The organism is Labrys sp. HAY1-8F, assembly GCF_056754975.1.
Genome location: NZ_JBPGWZ010000002.1, coordinates 5,007,195 through 5,025,737, shown reverse-complemented (window position 1 = coordinate 5,025,737; position 18,543 = coordinate 5,007,195). Strand labels below are relative to the sequence as shown.

Sequence of the window (18,543 nt, the reverse complement as noted above, 5' to 3'; positions counted from 1 at the left end):
GGACAATTACACTCCAGGCGAGAATCCGATGGTGGTGGTGCCGCCCGAATCCGCCCCGAGTTCGGAGCGGGAAAGCAATTGGCGCCGAGGACAGCGCCGATCGCGCATGCTTGCGGCCTCGCGGCAATCCACCACCTTGAACGTCATGGCTCCCCAGGCAGATTCATCATCTCAAAAATCGTCACCAAAGGATGGGAATGCCATGAGAAAGCTGAAAATGTCGTCGGCTCAGATGGTCGCGGCCGCTCGCGCCCGCATCGAGGAAATCGAGACCAGGGATGCCATCGCCATGGTCGGCGATCCCGGCGTGGTCATCGTCGACATCCGCGATCCCCGGGAAAGGCAGCGTTCAGGCTATATTCCCGGCAGCTTCCACGCTCCCCGTGGCATGATTGAGTTCTGGGTCGACCCAGAAAGCCCCTATTTCAAGGACGTCTTCGGGCAGGACAGGAAGTTCGTCTTCCACTGCGCCTCCGGATGGCGCTCGGCCCTGACGGTGGCGACGCTTCAGGACATGGGTTTCGAGGCGGCCCATCTCAAGGATGGTTTCTCGTCCTGGGAAAAGGCGGGCGGACCCATCGAGTTTCCCGAGGGCCACGACGGAAAATGAGGGCGAGCGTCATCCGCCTCCCCCTCCTCCCCCTGCTCCTTCCTGCCGAAAGACACCGAATTGACCCAGGCCTGACGCCGTAAATCAAAGACGTCGAGCGCCAAAAAAACGTCTGTTTCCAGGATGATGGCAGGCATCCTGCAACAGGGCGCACACTCGTTTCCTTATGCAATCCTGATTTGTTGAGGCGCCGGCAACGCCCTACCCTCGCGTTCATTGTCGATATCAATCTGTCTGTCGCACATGACCGTACCCTATCTGCGCGAGGCGAGTTCAGCGGATCTTCCTGCCCTGATCGACCTCGAAAACGCGGCCTTCGCCGGCGATCGTATCAGCCGCCGCGATTGGCGCCATCTGCTGACCAGCCCCTCGGCCCTCGTCATCGTCAGCGACGATGCCACCGGCCTCACAGGCTGCAGCGTCATTCTCACCAACCGCCGCACGGCCGTCGCGCGGCTTTATTCCCTTGCCGTGGCACCACGCGCCCGGCGGCAAGGTATCGCACAGGCGCTCCTCCAGCAGGCAATGGCCAGCAGTGCCGGGACCGGCGCTCATCTGCTGCGGCTGGAAACGCGCAGCGACAATCTCCCCGCCCAGGCCCTGTTCAGCCGCCTCGGCTTTCGGCCCTTCAAGCGCGTGGCGAACTATTACGAAGACGGGGCCGAGGCCATTCGCTTCCAGCGCCTGATCGACCACGACTGCCTGAGGCAAAGCGCGCTGCAATAGATACGCGCGGAGTCATAAACCATTGTTCGGATGCATCTTTCGGCCTGCTGCGAAATCGCCGGCGGAGAGACGCGCAAGCACGACCGCAACGCCGAGCGCCTTCCTTCCCTTTCATGAAAGCAGCCAATGCCCGCTCAACTGATCATCGTTGAAAAATCCAGTGATTTTCGCTGGTCCGTACCCGGCATCCGGGTGATCACCGCACAGGAATTCATCGCGGAAGGACCGAGCCTGCTGCAGCGGCCGCGCCGGATCATCAATCTATGCCGCAGCTATGCCTATCTCAGCATCGGCTACTACGTGTCCCTACTCGCCGAGGCGCGCGGCGAACGGGTGACGCCAAGCATGGAGGCGATTACCGATCTTCAGGTCAAGGCGGTGCAGACCCAGAAGCTTGCCGGCCTGGAGCGCTGCCTCGGCGCTCTTGCCTCCGTACCCCGAGCGGTGGAGGCGATGCGGATCCAGGTCTTTTTCGGCCAGGTCGACGATCGCGGCATCGAGGATCGCGGTCTGCCCGAGTTTGCCAGCCGCAGCTTCGAGCTGTTCCGGTGTCCCCTGTTGGCGATCGACCTCGAGCGCCTGGAAGGCGGCAGCGGCTGGAAGGTCGCCGCCCTGCGTCCGCTCGACCCGCGCGACGTCGACCCGGCCCGCGACAGCCTGTTTCTCGATGGCCTTGCCCGCTTCTGCCGGCGTCCCTGGCGCCATGCCCCCTCGACCAGCGGCCCGCGCATGGACCTGGCAATCCTGCACGATCCCAAGGATCCCCTGCCGCCTTCCAAGCTGAAGACTCTGCAGGCCATGGTGCGCATCGGCCAGGAAATGGATATCGCCGTGGAGCTGATCGAGAAGAAGGACTATCCGCGCCTCACCCAGTTCGACGCGCTGTTCATCCGCGAGACCACGGCAATCGCGCACCATACCTTCCGTTTCGCCCGCAAGGCAGCCAGCGAGGGCATGCCGGTGATCGACGATCCCGGCTCGATCCTGCGCTGCACCAACAAAGCCTTCCTGTCCGAACTTCTCGGCGGCAACGGTATCGCGACGCCCCGTACGCTCTTCCTCACTCGCCGCACGCTGACGAGCTTCGAGACGCAGTTGACCTATCCCGCGGTGCTGAAAGTGCCTGACGGCGCCTTCAGCCTCAGCGTGAAGAAGGCCGAGAATTGGCAGCAATTTCAGGAAATTGCCGCCGCGATGTTCAAGCAGTCCGATCTCATCCTGGTGCAGGACTATGTCTACACACCCTTCGACTGGCGCATCGGCATCCTCGCAGGCGAGGTGATCTTCGCTGCCAAATATTTCATGTCCTCCGGCCACTGGCAGATCATCCAGCATGGCGAAGCCGGGGCCTATACCGAAGGCCGCACCCAGGCCGTGCCGGTCGGGGAGGTGCCGCAAGAGGTGATCGAACCGGCAGTGCGGGCAGCAAGGCTGATCGGCAACGGCCTCTATGGCGTGGACCTCAAGCAGACCAAATCGGGGGTCGTGGTCATCGAGATCAACGACAATCCCAATATCGATCTCGGCCTGGAGGATGCCGCCGCCGGCGAGGGCCTCTATCGCAAGCTGCTGTCGCACTTCCAGGCCCTGGTGGATGCCCGTCATCGCCCGCCCGCACCGGCGCTCCTGTCCGAGGCGATCTCCAGGCCGCGGCTGGTGCACAATCTGCGCGACACCGGTTCCTGAGGCGGCAAATGCCGCTGGCGTTTGGGGCTCGAACGCGCCCCCGATGGCCTGCCATGGCACGAGCGGACCACAAGCCCGCCGCAGCCGGCACCCGGCATCGCTGGCTGACAGCGCCGTTCGCTACAGGATATGCACCACCCCTTCGTGGAGGGCGATGATGAGCATGGCGAGCATCGCACTCACCGCCAGGAGGGCGGCGGCGCTCGTCAATGCTCCCTGCAGAAAGACCGAAACGGCATTGGCACGAAACGACATGGCACTCCTCCAGATGGAGAATGCAGTATCGGTCCCCGATGCTTCCGGCCTCGGTCTGTCGTGTAAAGTTTCGTTGCCGGGGCTGGAGCGTTTTTTTGAAAAGTTAATCGACTTTTCGATTGGGAAAACGCGTCAAAACAAAGAGTTAGAGAAAAAGTGTGATTCAAAGAAACCGCACTTTTCTCTAGAAACTACGCCAATGTGATGGGTCGGGCGCTTTCAGATGTCATAGCTGACATAATAGAGGCAGCAGGCCGAGGCCAAGGCGAACAGCAACGCATAGAACATGACACGACCCTTTGTAGCGAGGGTTGCATCATGCCCGGCAAACCTTTCCAGGACATGTCTGATCGGTGTCCGGACCGTGTTAAAGTGTCGTCTAATCAGCCAAGTTTGACAAGCTTGCACATCACTTTGAAAATATAGGAAAAAAGAGATTAACGACACACCCGTTTCGCCGCGACGGTGCTGTCCGTTTTCTGGCGTTCGCCTCACCGTTTCCGGGGCGAGAAAAAGCGCTTCATGGCCTCCGACGCGGTGACTATCCCCGTGCGGCGCCGGCCTCTGTGTGTGATCGAAGTCCCATCCCCCTTCCGAAAGGACTTTAAAGATGCCGCTGCAATGCATCAATCCGGACGGCATTCCAACGCCGCAGACCTATTCGCATGTCGTCGTGTCGAAGGGGAGCAGGCTGGTGTTCATTGCCGGCCAGGTCGCCGAAGATCCCCACGGCAATCTGGTCGGCCGCGGCGACATGGTCGCCCAGGCAACGCAGGTCTTCGCCAATATCGGCCTGGCCCTGGCTGCTGCCGGCGCACGACCGGACCAGGTCACCAAGCTCACCATCTTCGTGGCCGACTACAAACGGGACTACCTGTCCCCGATCGAGGAAGGCCGGATCTCCCTGTTCGGCGTGCACAAGCCCACCGACACCCTGGTGGGCGTGGCTGCCCTCTCGCACGCCGACTACATGCTCGAGGTCGACGCCATCGCCGTCGTCGACGACGATGCGTGATCGGCAAGCACGTATAGTTACGCAACGAATGCGGATTTTCGGGATGAACGACTCGGGCCGGGACGAGTGCCAGCGCCGAAAGCAGGTCCTCAACCGCTGACGATCAGGTCGTTCTGCAGCTTGAGCTGCCCCTTGAACAGCATCACCGTCAGCACGTCGTCGAGCCGCTCCTTCAGCACGGAACTGGTTGCCGCAAAGCCGAACAAGCGAGCCGCCGCCACGATCAGCGCGTCACGCGGCGCCCCGTAATTGGCGGCAATCACGGCTAGAAAGGCGGCTTCGACCTCTTCATCGGGTAGCATGTCGGGACGCCGGAGGCCGGCGCTATCCACCACGGAGCGATCACGCAGAACCACTGGGGCATCAGGCAGCTTGTAGAAGGGCCCGCCGACGATCTTGCTGGTGACGCGAGCGACGTCGATGCCGTCCTGCACCGCTTCGCGCACCCGGTTGCCGGCCCGGGCCAGGCCGAAGGAATCCCGGATGCGCGCCACGATCTCCTGTTCATGCACCGGCCCCTCGACCTCGACCACGCCGACCACATAAGCCGCCATGCGCGCCGTCGGCACCTCGTGCAGTTCCGCCGTGCCCGTCATGCTGAGGCGCGCCTCGACATAGGGACGCGCGGGCGAGGATGGTGCAGGCACCTCAGCAGGCTCCGCCGGCTGCTCATCGGTCGGGGGCGGCAACGGCTCTTCCTCCGCCCCATTTTCCGGCTCGACCGACACGGCGAGTTCCTCATCCCGCTTGCGCCAGATCGCCCTCGCTTGGTCGATCGCGTCCTCGACCTTGCCGAGTTCCTCCCGCGGGCGCAGATACCAATCCGTCGACCAGATGCGATGGATCACCCAGCCCTGCCCTTCCAGCACGTGCTGGCGCAGCCGGTCGCGGTCACGGGCCGACCGCGAGGCGTGATATTGGGCACCGTCGCATTCGATGCCGAGCAGGAAGCGTTGCGGCCGATCGGGATCCACCACCGCGAGGTCGACGAAGAAGCCGGCGCTGCCGATCTGGTGCGCGATCTGATGGCCCCGCGCCCGCAACTGGCTGGCGACCTGCTCCTCGAACACCGAATCGGGCACCCTGCCGGTCTCGACGGGCTGATCGAGCCGGCCGGTCTCGGCGAAAGCGAGAAACAGCTTCAGCGCCACGACGCCGCGCGCATTGGCGCGCGCGAGATCGATATCCTCGCCGCGGAGGGAGGAGAAGACCTCGCAGCGATACTTCGCCCGCGAGATCAGCACATTGAGCCGCCGCTCGCCGCCGTCGAGATTGAGCGGGCCGAAGCTCATGGCGAGATACCCCTCGGCGCTGCGGCCATAGCCCACCGAAATAAAGATGACGTCGCGCTCGTCGCCCTGGATGTTCTCCAGATTCTTGACGAAAAACGGCTCGTTGCCTTCCCGGTTGAAGAAAACCTCGGTCGTGGGATTGGCTTGCCGCAACAGTTCGAGTTCCTTGAGGATGGCCTGGCGCTGCGCCACCGAGAAAGTGGCCACCCCGAGTGACTGCGAGGCGCGATGGCGGGCATGCGCCATGATCGCCTGCGCCACGACCCTGGCCTCCTCGGCATTGGTGCGGCTGTTGCCGCGATCATAGACGGCCTTGGGGAGGTAGCGGAAGATCAGGCCCACCGCCTCCGCGCCCCCGGCGCCGCCACTGGGGAGGCGACCGCCGGCATGCGGGCTCGGCACCACCAGCAGGCGGTCATCGTAGAATTCGCGATTGGAAACGGCGATCAGCGACTGGTGCCGCGAGCGATAATGCCAGTTGAGCTGGCGATAGGACATGCCCTTGGCGAGGCAGAGATCAAGGACGCTTTCAGCATCACTCGCCTTGAAGGTCTCTTCGTCCCCTTCCTCCTCAGGCGCCTCGCCGGTCAGCTTGGCGAAGAAGCGTGTCGGCGGCAATTGGCGCTCGTCACCGACCACGACGATCTGGGATGCCCTTGCCGCCGCGCCGAGGGCGTCGACCGGCTCGACCTGGGAAGCTTCGTCGATGACCAGCAGATCGAAGGCGAGCGCTCCCGGCTTGAGAAACTGGCTGATGGAGAGCGGGCTCATCATCATCACCGGTTTGAGCTGCTGAATGGCAGGGCCGGCCTTGTCGAGCAGTTGCCGGATCGGCAGATGATTGCGCTTCTTCGCGAACTCGCCATTGAGCACGCCTAATGGCCCGATGCCGCCGGCCGAAGCCGGGCGTTCACGCAAATGCTTGAGGGCCACGCTCTCGCGCGCCAGGGCGATGCGGGCCCTGTCGAGCGAGCGAAAATGTTCGACCGTGCGGTTCTGCAATTCGCCGTCGAAACGCTTGAGATCGGGGTGCCGCGTGAAGACGTCCTCGCGCAAGGCCTCGTAATAGGTTCGCTCGAAGGTCGCCACCAGGCTGTCGCCCGGGATACGGCCGTCGAGCAAGCCGTCCACCAGACCGCCGAGGCCGGCCTCTCCAGCCACGCGGCAGCGATGGGTGAACGCAATCCAGCGGGTGATGCTTTCGAGATTGGCCAGCCAGAGGCGCAGTTGCCGCGCGAGGGCCGCAACCTCCAGGTCCGCACAATCGACGATGCCGTGACCGCCCTCCAGGTCGTAATCGAGGAAGTTGCTGAGTGCCTCCAGATCCTCGAACAGGCGCGGCACGCTTTGTACGATCACCGTACCCATGGCGCCGAGGTCACGGCCGCGCGGCCGGGCAGCCAGCCGTTCCAGGAAATCACGCGCGAGCGCGGGATGGCGATGGTCCCGCCACCAATCGGTGATGGCTTGCAGCTTGTCCCAGTCGGACTTGTCGCCGGCCCAGAGCGCGCCGAAGGCGCGCGCGCCCAAATCTTTCTGGCTCTCGAAACGGCGGCGAAGGTCCTGCGCCGAAATCATGCCGTCGAGAAGCTGGAGCCGCTTGGCGAGATCGCCGGGCATCTCGATGGCGAGCAAGGCCTTGAACTGGGCCTTGGCACTGCGATAGCGCCCGAAGAAGAAGCGCAGCAAGGACGCGCCGCGCGTGGCAAGTTCCTCGCGGATCGGCCGCAGATCCGCCGTCCAGGCTTCCGCCCGGTAGACCCGTGCCATCGCTTCGATAACCTTGCAATGGGCCCGTCCCAGAGCGACCAGTTCGCCGAGGGTGCCGGCGTCATCACGCCATAGCGATTGGGCGAGAAGGTGCCGGTCGGCATGGGCGGGCAGCGACGATGCCGCGCAGGTGGTGCGCCTGACGGCATCGAGATCGCGGATCGTCACGACTTCGAGCCCGAAATCCTGGATGACGCCGGTTGCGGCCTCTCCCACGGCTTCCAGATCCGCTTCGACGCTGCGCATCAGGCCGGCAAGGCGTTCGAGTTCGGCCGGATCGATGGCATCGCGCCTTACGCCGCGCCAGATGCTGGTGGCAGGGTCCCCCACCGTGGCGAGGCGCTCGGCGAGCTCCGCCATCAACTCCCGATTGGTGCGCGCCTGCTCGCCCGTCCACTGGCTGGCGCCCTCGACGGCAAAGCCGGCGAGCCCACCCGCCTCACGCAGGGCGACAAGCTGGCCCAGCAGCCGATAGGGACTGATACCGCTCGGCCTTATCGGTTCATGCAGCATCGTCGCATGCCGGTTAAGATCAGCCTGGGTCTCGGCCAGGCGCAAAGTCACGCCAGGATCTTGGACGGCCGCTTTCTGGGCAAGCTCGCGCGTTCGCCGCAACTCCTCCAGGAGCAGGCGCTTATTGGCCTTGGTCGAGTGCAATTCGAGCGTCATCGGCCCGAGCCCAACCTGGCGCAACCGCCGATGCACCACGTCCAGCGCCGCCATCTTCTCCGCCACGAACAGCACTTTCCTGCCCTGCAGGGCGACACCTGCAATGATGTTGGCGATGGTCTGGCTCTTGCCGGTGCCCGGCGGCCCCTTGATCACCAGATGGCGCCCGCGCAGCACTTCCTCGATGGCGACGGCCTGGGATGAATCGGCGTCCAGCACGTGATTGAGCGCCGGCGGCGGTATCACCGGATCGATGGGCTGACCATCGGGAACGATCGGCTCATGGGCCTCGAAGCCCTCCCCCAGCAGGGCCGCCACCGGCCCATGGTCGTGGATGGCGCTGCCGTCAGGCCAATTGTCCGGATCGAGGTCGCGATACATCAGGAATTTGGCGAAGGAGAAGAAGCCGAGCACCATCGCATCCGGCAACACCTCCCAGCGCGCCTTGCCGGAAACCGTCCTGGCGATCTCGGTGACATAGGCGGGAATATCGACTTCGTCCTCATCGAGAAAATCCTCGATCACCAGGCCGAAATCGCCACGCAACTTGGCCTGAATCGACAGATTGGGCGAAGCTGGCTCACCCCGCGCACGCAGGCTGAAACGCTCGGCGGCGCTGGAACGCTCGAGACGCACCGGCAGGAGCACGAGCGGGGCATGGCGCGCGATGTCGGATTTATCGTCCTCGTACCAGCGCAGCAGGCCGAAGGCGAGGTAGAGAATATTGACGCCCTGCTCCTCCTCGATGGTGCGGGCATCGTACCAGATATCGAACAAGCGCTTCTGGAGGGCCTCGGCGGCCAGGCGGGTCTGCAACCGGTTGGGTGCCGGTGCCACGGCCTCGCTGCTCGGTCTGGCGTCCACCGGGGCCGCCGGCGGAGCGGCGGTTATTTCCTCGATGGCCAGTTCGCCCTGTGCTGCCTCTTCCGGCTCGCGTCCGGGCAGAAAAGTGAGCGCCTTGCCGGCCGCCAGCAGTTCATAGGTCTCGGGGGCCCTCGCCTCGACGATTTCGATGGTGCGCACGCCCTTGGTCCGCATCGGCAGGTTGATCAGCCGATTGCGCAGGCCAAGATCGAGCAGAGCCTGCCGCTGTTCCAGCAGGCGCCTGCGCACCAAATTGTCAGACATTGATTCGAACCCCTCCATGGCCAGTTTATACTCGCGGAGGTTCGATTTTCCAGCGTGACACCGCTGGTTGGCGCGAAATACCTCACCAAAAAGGAAACGACGCGACACCGAGGCGCCGCGCCGTTTCCTGTCGTGTTGCGAGGCGATCAGGACGGGATGTTGTCGAGATCTCGATCCTTGGTTTCAGGCACGAAGAGCATGCCGACGATGAAGCCCACCGCCGCGACGACGATCGGATACCACAGGCCGTAATAGAGATCCCCGCTGGCCGCAACCATGGCGAAGATCACGAAGGGTACCAGGCCACCGAACCAGCCATTGCCGATATGGTAGGGCAAGGACATGCCGGTATAGCGGATGCGGGTGGGATAGAGTTCCACCAGGGCCGCCGCCATCGGGCCATAGACCAGGGTAACCAGGACGATAAGCGTGATCAGCATCAAAGCCAGCATCGGCTTGTTGATCCCGGCCGGATCGGCCGGCGCCATGGCATAGGTGGTGGCGGTCTTGTCGGTACCATCCGGGTTCTTGACGACGGCACCGCTGGCATCCTTCACAGGCGCCTGCTTTTCCGACACAGGATATTGGTGATCCTTCAAGGCCTTGTAGAGCGCCGTCGTGAACTCGGCCTTCTTGGCCTTGGCAGAGGCGGCATCAAGCCCCGTCGCGACATAGGACGGGATCACCGTATCGCCGATCTTCACCGATGCCGGCGTTCCCGGTGCGGCCGCCTCGTTGGTGTAGGACACCGAGCTCGAAGCCAGGAAATTCTTGGCGACGTCGCAGGAGGAGGTGAACTTGGCGGTGCCGATCGGGTCGAACTGCACCGAGCAATCGGCCGGGTCGGCGGTGACGGTGACGGCCGATTTGGCGAGCGCCGTCTCGAGCGCCGGATTGGCGTAGTGCGTGATGGCCTTGAAGATCGGCTGATAGAACACCGCTGCCAGGAGGAAGCCCAGCAGCATGATCCATTTGCGGCCGATCCTGTCGGACAGCCAGCCGAAGAACACGAAAAGTGGCAGGCCGACGACGAGGGCAACGCCCAGCAACAGCGAGGCAGTGGTCAGGTCTACGCGCAAGGTCTTGGTCAGATACAGCAAGGCGTAGAACTGCCCCGAATACCAGACCACGGCCTCGCCCGCGACCATGCCGAACAAAGCGATCAGGCCGATCTTGAGATTGGACCACTTCAGGAAGGCTTCGCTCAACGGCGCCTTGGAGGTTGCCCCCTCCTCCTTCATCTTGACGAAGGACGGGCTCTCGGCGAGCTGCATTCGGATCCACACCGAAACCAGCAGCAGGATGATCGAGATCCAGAAGGGGATGCGCCAGCCCCAGGCGCTGAAGGCCGCCTCTGACATGTATTGCCGGATCAACAGGATAATGACCAGCGAGAGCAGGAGCCCGCCGGTCGCCGTTGCCTGGATCCAGCCCGTATAAAGGCCCCGCTTGTTGGCGGGCGCATGTTCGGCCACATAGGTCGCGGCCCCACCATATTCGCCACCGAGAGCCAGGCCCTGTACGATACGCAGCGCAATCAGAATGGTGGGCGCGATGGCGCCGACGCCGAGATTTTGTTCGCACCACGCGTAGCTGGGCAGCAGGCCGACCAGAAAGGTCGAAGCGCCCATCAGCGTGATGGTGACGAGGAAGGTATATTTACGTCCGACCAGATCGCCCACGCGACCGAAGACGAGAGCGCCGAAGGGCCGGACGATGAAGCCCGCCGCCCAGGCCAGCAGCGTGGCGAGGAAGCTTGCAGTCTCGCTGAGCGAAGAAAAGAAATGGGCGGCAATATAGGTCGCCAATGAACCATAAATGAAGAAATCATACCATTCGAAAGCCGTGCCTAGAGAAGAGGCGAAGATAACCTTCTTGTCTTCCCTGCTCATCGGCGCCGAAGGGTCCACACTTGCCGTACTGACTGACATCGATGCTCTCCCCCGCCGGCCGGGCGCAGCCCAGCGAACCCGTGCCGGATGTCTTGTTTCCTCATCGGCCGTTGATCCGGTCCGTTGTCGGCTGTCGTGCCGGTGGACGATGCCTGAAGCGCAGGCTTCCTCAGACGATCATCACGCTGTTCAATCAAGCTTCGGCGCGCGCCGGCGACTCTGTCCGGAAAAACCGCACACCTCAAGCTCTGACGGTTTCATAGTTACTTGGCAGCGTCAAATCGTGATTCAAGTTATACTTAGCAACGTTAAGGCGTTTGGCTCCCCGGGCCGGGCATCTTGCTCGCCGCCCCAATGCTACACCACCAAGAACACGATGCCGAAAGGCCCGCGCGCGGCTGTGCCCTTCTTGTCCCAGGCCGGACCATCCTGCCTCGGCCGCTACGTGTTACCGAGATGATTGTCGCTGCCGGGTGCGATGCCGTATCATACGCTACAACCTATAGTTGAGGTTATTCCGAACACCGAAAGGAACCCGCTATGCGGATGGCCTGGTTGACCTGCCTGCTCCTGGCGATAGGCCTTTCGACAGGAACACCGGCAGGGGCCCAGATCAAGCTCGGCGTGGCCGGCCCCATGACGGGACCGAACGCCGGCTTCGGCGAACAGATGCGAAAGGGCACCGAGGCGGCCGTGGCGGCCATGAACGCCAAGGGCGGCATCGCCGGGCAGCGGGTGGAGATCGTCATCGCCGACGACGCTTCCGATCCCCGACAGGGCGTGGCGGCCGCCAACAAGCTCGCGTCGCAGGGCGTCAAGCTGGTGGTGGGGCATTTCAACTCGGGCGTCACCATTCCGGCCTCCGAGGTCTATGCCGAGCACGGCATGCTCTTGATTTCCCCCTCAGCCACCAATCCGAAGGTGACCGAGCGCGGCCTGTGGAACGTCTTCCGTGTCGCTGGCCGCGACGATCGCCATGGTGGCGTCTGGGCCGACTATGCCGCCAAGAACTTCAAGGGCAAGAGGGTGGCGATCGTGCATGACAAAACCACCTATGGCCGGTTGCTGACGGATAGCGCCCGCGATGCCTTCGTACGAGCGGGGTTCAAGCCGGTGCTGGAGGCCAGCGTCGATGTCGGCGAGAAGGACTATTCCGCCATCGTCGACCGACTGAGCAAGGCACGAGCCGATCTCCTGCTCTGGGGAGGCCTTTACACCGAGGCAGGCCTTATTCTCAGGCAATTGCGCCAACGAGGCCAAAGGACCTTGCTGTTTTCCGGCGACGGCCTGGCCGGCAGCGAATTTCCCGTCATCGGCGGCGATGCCGTGATCGGCACGCTGATGACCTTCTCTCCCCAGCCCGGCAAGAACCCCGCGGCCGCCGACGTCATCCGTACCGCACCCGACCTCGCGGAAGGCTACGCACTCTATGCTTATGCCGCGGTACAGGTCTTCCAGCAGGCGGCCAAACAGGCCCGAACGCCCGATCCGCAGCGCATGGCGGAGGTGATGCATGGTGGCGAGGCATTCCACACCGTACTCGGCGACATCGCCTTCGACGCCAAGGGCGACCGTACCACGCCCGATCTGATCGTCTATCGCTGGCAGAAGGGTGGCGACGACACTATCACCTATGAGCCGGTCGAACCGCAGGCCCCGCTTGCGGTCGCCGACGCCCTGCCGGAAAATGCCGGCGATACGATCGAAACGGCGCAGGACGCGTCCAAGCCCGCGCCTGTTATCGAGACGCCTGCCGTTGCCAAAACCACTCCCATCGTCAAGACTGCTCCTGTTGCCAACACGACCGCCGCCACCGCCGGCCAAGCGCCTCGCCGCGTCGCATTGGTCATCGGCAATTCGGCCTACCGTTCGGTGTCCCAGCTGCCGAACACCCTGCGCGATGCCGACCTTATCGGGCAGGCGCTGCGCCAGACCGGAGTGGACGACGTCACGGTTGCGCACGACCTCGATCGCGCCGGCATGATCGCGGCGCTGAAAGCCTTTGCGCGCAAGGCCGACCAATCGGACTGGGCCGTCATCTACTATGCCGGTCACGGCATCGAAGTGGACAACAAGAACTATCTGATCCCGCTGGACGCCGTACTCGAATCCGATCGCGACGTTCCTGACGAGGCCGTCCCGCTGGAGCGGGTGATGAGTTCGCTCGATGGTGCGCGCAAGCTCAAGCTGGTGGTGCTCGATGCCTGTCGCAACAATCCCTTCATCGCTCAGATGAAGCTGAGCGTGGCGAGCCGTTCGATCGATCGCGGGCTTTCGCGCGTTGAGCCGGCCGGCGCCACCCTGGTGGTTTATTCTGCAAAGGAAGGTACGACGGCCGCCGACGGCGATCAGGCCAACAGCCCCTTCGCCCTCTCCCTTGCCAAGCGCCTGGTCGAGCCGGGCGTGGAGATCAACAAGATCTTCCGCTTCGTCCGGCAGGACGTGCTCGATATCACGGGCAACCGGCAGGAACCCTATGTCTACGGCTCGCTGCCACCCGCGGATTTCTTCTTCGTCTCACCACAATAAGGCCTTGGCCGGGGCGGCGAGGTCCGTGCGGCCGGCCGGGCTGGCCGACCCCGACCGGCTCGCCCTTGTACTGCCATGGGTCATGGCTGCGCTTGTTCCGGCCGGCCGAGGCCCACCTCCTCAAGATAGCGCTCCAGCAGCGTCACTTCGGAAGAAGCAAGGATGGCCCCGACATAGCCATCGGGCCGCACGAGCACCCAGTCTCCCGGCGTGAGGGCATAGATGCCGCCGACATGGCCGGCGTGATCGACGATATCGCCCTGCTCGCCGATGCCGTGGATATGCAGCCCGCGACGCGGCGGCAGGGCTGCTGGATTGCCCTCATACACGAGCAACGTCCAGTGCGGTCCCTTGAACAGGTCGAACAAGCGCAGGGCCTGACCGGCCGCGCCCCGGACCGGGGCATCCGGCGCACGATCCCCCGCAAGCACGCCACCCTGTCGTGTCGGCCGCTCGATCGCCAGCGACGACTTGGGATAGCCGATGTCGAGCTGCTGCGTCTCGCGGCCACGCCGTATCTCGCCGCGCTTGAGATCATCCAGCAGACTTGTCGAAAGGCCGAGCATGGCTGCGGCTACAGGGCGCCGCTCCTCCTCATAGGTGTCGAGCAGCTGGTCGCGGGCGCCAGCCAGAACAGCTGCCAGCTTCCAGCCGAGATTATAGGCATCCTGAACGCTGGTATTGAGCCCCTGCCCGCCGGTCGGAGGGTGAGTATGCGCCGCATCTCCAACCAGGAATATGCTGCCGACGCGATACTGATCGGCCAGCCGGGCGTTCATGGCGAAAGCCGAGGCCCAGGAGACGGATCCCACCTGGATATCGTCCCGGCCGGTGCGTTGGGCGACCATGGCATTCAGCCCCTCGGCGGAGAGATCGACGTCGCCTTCAAGTGGAACCGGCCCCTGTATCTGGAAAAGGTCGGTTCCCGCGAGCGGACAAAGCGAGATCTGCCGCTGCATGTCCTTGTCCCCGAAACGATGCCAGACATCCCGGTTCAAACCAGTCAGGGAAACGTCGGCGACGATGGCGCGAACGCCGAGCGTCCTGCCCGGGAAACCGAGGTCGAGCGCCTGGCGCACGAAACTGCGGCCGCCATCGGCGCCGACAAGCCAGCGCACGCGAATGTTCTCTTCGCCCGCCCTGCCGGCGATCTGCAGCGATACACCGGCCTCGTCCTGGTCAAGGCCAACCAGCTCAGATCCAAATTCAGGGCGATGTCCCAATTCTGCAAGACGTTTGCGCAGGATGCTCTCGGTCATGAACTGCGGCAGCATCAATGGGGTGCGATACGGTTCGGCCGGTATCGGGGCCTGCTGCTCCATGAGCTCGGAATCGCTGTGACTGCCGTCATCGTGATAGTGGCGCTGCCGCGGATAGGGTCCGCCCGCCGCCGCGATCCGATCCAAAACTCCGAGGTCCTCGAAGATCTCCAGTGTTCTCGGTTGGATCCCCTTGCCGCGCGACCCGTGGAACGGCTTGTCCATTTTTTCGATCAGCCGGAAGGACACCCCACGCCGCGCGAGGTCGATAGCCAGCGTCAACCCAGCCGCCCCTGCCCCGCAAATGAGAACGTCAACTGCAAAATGCTTTGTCATGGCCTGCTCCATATGTGTAATATGCACATAATAGGAGACCGAATATGCCGTCAACCAACAATGTGCAAAATACACATATTAGCTCGCTGCTGCGCGAGCTTCACGGCGCTCTGGTTGACATCGTCAGCGTGATGAACCGCCCCCAGCGTGACGAGGCGATGGTGCGGGCAGCCGGCATCTCTCTCGATCGCGCTCTGTTTCCGTTGCTGGTCATGGTGGAGCGGCTCGGCCCGATCGGCGTGGTGGAACTGGCCGACCGCGTGGGGCGCGACTACACGACAGTCAGCAGGCAGGTGGCAAAACTGGAGAGCCTCGGCCTGGTGGATCGTCAGGGCAGCATTGCCGATCGACGTATTCGCGAGGCGACCATCACGCCCAAAGGCAAGGCGATGACCGATCTGGTCGATGCCGCTCGCGAGAAGATGGGCCGTGCGATCTTTGCCGGATGGGAGGACAGCGACTTTAGCGAACTCGTGCGGCTCATGCGCAGATTTGCGGACGACATCACGGCGACTTCCCCGGAATGACCTACGGGATACCTGCCACTCCATGATCGAATTGGCTTGACCGCACACACGAAGCCAGTGCTGAAATCGCCGATATCATCCCCCCAATTGCATCGAGTCTGGCTTATAGCCCGACATCGTGCGTTCCCCGATCGAGGGCCCGATCATGCGCTACATCGCCTTGCTCCGCGCCATCAATGTCGGGGGAAACTCGACGATCAAGATGGCCGAACTGCGCGCCCTCGGCGAAAGCCTCGGCTTCATCGGGGTCACAACCCTGCTGCAAAGCGGGAACCTCACCTTCGAGGCCGGCGAGGCAGCGGTGCCGGATCTGGAGCAGCACTGGGAACAGGCTGTCGCCGAGAGCTTCGGCGTCCCGGCCGCCTTCATGATCCGCACCATGCCGGAATGGCAGGCCCTGATCGCAGCCAATCCCTTCCAGATCGAGGCGGAAGCGCACCCCGCCCAGTTGCTCGCCCTTCCCAGCAAGGGCGAGATTGCCGGCCCCGCGCTCGCTTCCTTGCGCGCGGCGATCCAGGGGCGCGAACGCATCGCCGCCGGTGAGCGCTGCCTCTATGCCCATTACCCGGACGGCATCGGCCGCTCCAAGCTCACCACCAAGCTGATCGAGCGCCATCTCGGTACGCTGGTGACCGGCCGCAACTGGAACACGGTCTTGAAACTGGCCGTGTAACGTTGCTGCGCAAGACAGCCAAAATCATCATCCACCCACCCGGCTGTTCAAGGCAGCCAGCAGGCTCGACAGGGCTGCCCGCGCTCGGACCGGGCTGCGCTCGCTGCCACGCAATTCCGCGCCTGCCCGCATGATCGCCTGATCGATCAGCCGCCAAAGCCTGCCGTCCCAGGGCTTCACATGGATCTCGGCATTTTGCCAGACCGCCTCGAAATCGCCGATCCGCTTCTCGGCGGCCTCCAGATCTTCCTTCGAAGCCAGCGCGATCGTTTCGGTCGCCATGACCTCGAGCATCAGGAGGTCCTGCCACGGATTGGCAACAACCGTCACCGGCTTGGGCGTGGAAACCAGCACCGGCAGGGCAGCCAAGGGAGCGAGCAGCCAAAGGCAGAGGAAATAGATCCGCATGTCGAAGGTCCAGAGCGCGATGCCGTTCCGCCCGCGCTCGGGGATCTTGCTAGATCGGGATTACGCCGACATTGCCGCTTTCATACGGATTTGTGATGGCGGTTTCCTACCAACCGAGTTCGCGCAGATACGCGGCGCGGGCACCGACGCCCGTATGGGTGAAATCGGTAAAGACGCCATCCACGCCCAGGCGGAAGAACTTCAGATATTCCAGGCTCGGATCTCCGCGATAGTCGGCGGCCAGATATTTCTTCTCGTTCCGGAAAGTGAAGACATGCACGAACAGGCCCGCCTTGTGCGCGTCGGCGACGAGGCTGGTCGGGTCCTGGGTCCAAGCATCAGGCGTCGATCCCTTAAAGGGCGTGCCATCGGCATTGCTTTCCTTCCAGGGCGAGATCTTGAGCGAGACGATCTGAGGCTTCCAGGGACCGATGCCGTCGGCATAGCTCTTGATCTCCGCCAGGCCCGTCGGGCTCAGCATGGCGTCGAACCAGCGCGGGTCGCCCGAGACGGTCCAATCGAAGGGGCGGGAATTGGTGATGTCGTCATAGAGGACCTTGCCGGTCTTGAAGTCGACGCCATCCCCATCGATGAGCTGGACCTGCCGGGTCTCCAGACCGTGCTTGCGCATATATTTCAGGCTGCTCGGCTCAAAGCTCTGCACCAGGATGGGGGCTTCCTTGGTGTTGAGGCCATTGTCCTTGATGATCTTGATCAGGGCATCTTCGAGCGGACGGCTGCCCGGCGCGCCGCAGCCATTGGCGATGGCCTGCGCATTGTTCCAGGATGGGTTCTTGGTTTCCGGATAGACGGCGATCGGGCGTCCGGTTTCCTTACTCTTGGCCTTGGCGATGTCGATGACCTCCTGGAAGCTGAGGATCGGGAACTTGCCGTTGAACACCTTCGGCCGCTCATTGGCCGCGTCATAGGTGGTGCCGGCGATCCAATTCTTCAGCTCGGCCATGGTGAAATCGGTGATCGACCAATCATTGGTATGGTCTTCGCCGTCGACAACCAGGGACTTCAGCACCGATTGGGGATTGGCCGGCTCGGTCAGGTCGGTGAGGTATTCGGCAGGTCCGCTGGTCGGCGACTGGGGCCATTTCACCTTGACCGTGACCCCGGGCACCGTGCGTTTGCGGGTGGCGACCTCAGCATTGGTCTTGGCCACCTCCGCAACGTTGGTATTGTCGCTCAGCCAGGGATTATGGCGCGCCACCAGCACGCAATCCTTGGTCAAATGCAGATCCTCTTCCAGCGCATCCGTCCCGAGGGCAGCGGCCAGATCATAGGAAGCCTCCGTCTCTTCCGGCGCGAGGCCCGGCAGGCCACGATGTCCGATGACCAGCGGCGGCTTGCCGTCGAGGGTCAGAAAAGACTTGGCGCCTGTCGGTGCGCTAGCGGTTTGAGCAAGGACTGCCGAAGACGGGGCCATGCCCACGGCGGCAGCGCCGAGCAAAGCCACACCGACAAGAGCATTCCATCTCGCGCAACCAAATTTCATGACCGGATCTCCACCCTTTGCTCGCCATCGCCCCTGAATGCCCGCCCCTATGTTCTTGTCGTAATTTTCTGACAACCGGATGACCGGTGAAGCAAGTCGACGAGAACCACGCCGTGCCGTGTCCGGCCGAAACACGGACGCATCATTTTTGACCCGCAACGGGCCCCGGCTGGGAAGACAGCCGGATCTGCGCCTCAGCGATCAAAAAAGTATCACCACAACCCGTGAAACGTGGTGGCACGTAGTTTCCCCAAAGGGTTAGCT

At 63.3% G+C, this 18,543-nt stretch carries 14 protein-coding genes; 8 read left to right on the top strand and 6 right to left on the bottom strand.

The features are described 5' to 3' along the window. Nucleotides 1–202 precede the first annotated feature (202 nt). The 3 genes from ACR9ZN_RS32305 (at nt 203) to ACR9ZN_RS32295 (ending at nt 3,022) form a co-directional block, all read left to right on the top strand. Entirely contained in the window at nt 203–610 is a 408-nt protein-coding gene (locus tag ACR9ZN_RS32305) for a rhodanese-like domain-containing protein (RefSeq protein WP_454816725.1), read from the top strand. 243 nt (nt 611–853) lie between these two features. After that, nucleotides 854–1,336, top strand: a complete 483-nt coding sequence (locus ACR9ZN_RS32300; protein WP_434955686.1) for a GNAT family N-acetyltransferase — start codon at nt 854–856, stop codon at nt 1,334–1,336. 126 nt (nt 1,337–1,462) lie between these two features. Next, nucleotides 1,463–3,022: a RimK family protein gene (locus ACR9ZN_RS32295; RefSeq protein ID WP_481274159.1), complete on the top strand. Its 1,560-nt coding sequence runs from the start codon at nt 1,463–1,465 to the stop codon at nt 3,020–3,022. Nucleotides 3,023–3,142: 120 nt separating this feature from the next. Here ACR9ZN_RS32295 and ACR9ZN_RS32290 read toward each other — a convergent pair whose 3' ends face one another. Further along, nucleotides 3,143–3,277: a hypothetical protein gene (locus tag ACR9ZN_RS32290; protein WP_454813350.1), complete on the bottom strand. Its 135-nt coding sequence runs from the start codon at nt 3,275–3,277 to the stop codon at nt 3,143–3,145. On the opposite strand from ACR9ZN_RS32290, the gene ACR9ZN_RS32285 reads away from it, so the two are divergent. Next, on the top strand, nt 3,276–3,482 hold the full coding sequence (locus ACR9ZN_RS32285; RefSeq protein ID WP_454813349.1) for a hypothetical protein: 207 nt from the start codon (nt 3,276–3,278) through the stop codon (nt 3,480–3,482). The genes ACR9ZN_RS32290 and ACR9ZN_RS32285 overlap by 2 nt on opposite strands. A 405-nt stretch (nt 3,483–3,887) precedes the next feature. Beyond that, on the top strand, nt 3,888–4,292 hold the full coding sequence (locus ACR9ZN_RS32280) for a RidA family protein (protein WP_481274158.1): 405 nt from the start codon (nt 3,888–3,890) through the stop codon (nt 4,290–4,292). Between the two features lie 89 nt (nt 4,293–4,381). Here ACR9ZN_RS32280 and ACR9ZN_RS32275 read toward each other — a convergent pair whose 3' ends face one another. Together ACR9ZN_RS32275 and ACR9ZN_RS32270 are read right to left on the bottom strand one after the other, a co-directional pair. Next, a complete protein-coding gene (locus tag ACR9ZN_RS32275) occupies nt 4,382–9,151 on the bottom strand; it encodes a DUF3320 domain-containing protein (RefSeq protein ID WP_481274157.1) in 4,770 nt (1,589 codons plus the stop codon). 146 nt (nt 9,152–9,297) lie between these two features. Beyond that, nucleotides 9,298–11,082 (bottom strand): MFS transporter, encoded by a 1,785-nt coding sequence (locus ACR9ZN_RS32270; protein WP_434955680.1) that lies wholly within the window; start codon nt 11,080–11,082, stop codon nt 9,298–9,300. 501 nt (nt 11,083–11,583) lie between these two features. On the opposite strand from ACR9ZN_RS32270, the gene ACR9ZN_RS32265 reads away from it, so the two are divergent. Next, nucleotides 11,584–13,572: an ABC transporter substrate-binding protein gene (locus tag ACR9ZN_RS32265; RefSeq protein ID WP_481274156.1), complete on the top strand. Its 1,989-nt coding sequence runs from the start codon at nt 11,584–11,586 to the stop codon at nt 13,570–13,572. An 80-nt stretch (nt 13,573–13,652) separates the two neighbouring features. Here the strand turns inward: ACR9ZN_RS32265 and ACR9ZN_RS32260 are convergent, their stop codons facing one another. Continuing rightward, entirely contained in the window at nt 13,653–15,167 is a 1,515-nt protein-coding gene (locus ACR9ZN_RS32260; protein ID WP_481274155.1) for an FAD-dependent oxidoreductase, read from the bottom strand. 44 nt (nt 15,168–15,211) lie between these two features. Between ACR9ZN_RS32260 and ACR9ZN_RS32255 the strand changes: the two genes are divergently transcribed. Continuing rightward, nucleotides 15,212–15,694: a MarR family winged helix-turn-helix transcriptional regulator gene (locus tag ACR9ZN_RS32255; RefSeq protein WP_454813345.1), complete on the top strand. Its 483-nt coding sequence runs from the start codon at nt 15,212–15,214 to the stop codon at nt 15,692–15,694. A gap of 145 nt (nt 15,695–15,839) precedes the next feature. After that, nucleotides 15,840–16,367, top strand: a complete 528-nt coding sequence (locus ACR9ZN_RS32250) for a DUF1697 domain-containing protein (RefSeq protein ID WP_454813344.1) — start codon at nt 15,840–15,842, stop codon at nt 16,365–16,367. Between the two features lie 27 nt (nt 16,368–16,394). On the opposite strand, the gene ACR9ZN_RS32245 is transcribed toward ACR9ZN_RS32250, so the two are convergent. Both ACR9ZN_RS32245 and ACR9ZN_RS32240 read right to left on the bottom strand, forming a co-directional pair. Beyond that, nucleotides 16,395–16,775, bottom strand: coding sequence for a hypothetical protein (locus ACR9ZN_RS32245; protein WP_434955676.1), 381 nt, complete (start codon nt 16,773–16,775; stop codon nt 16,395–16,397). Between the two features lie 106 nt (nt 16,776–16,881). Further along, nucleotides 16,882–18,279, bottom strand: a complete 1,398-nt coding sequence (locus ACR9ZN_RS32240; RefSeq protein WP_454813343.1) for a glycerophosphodiester phosphodiesterase family protein — start codon at nt 18,277–18,279, stop codon at nt 16,882–16,884. Nucleotides 18,280–18,543: the final 264 nt, after the last annotated feature.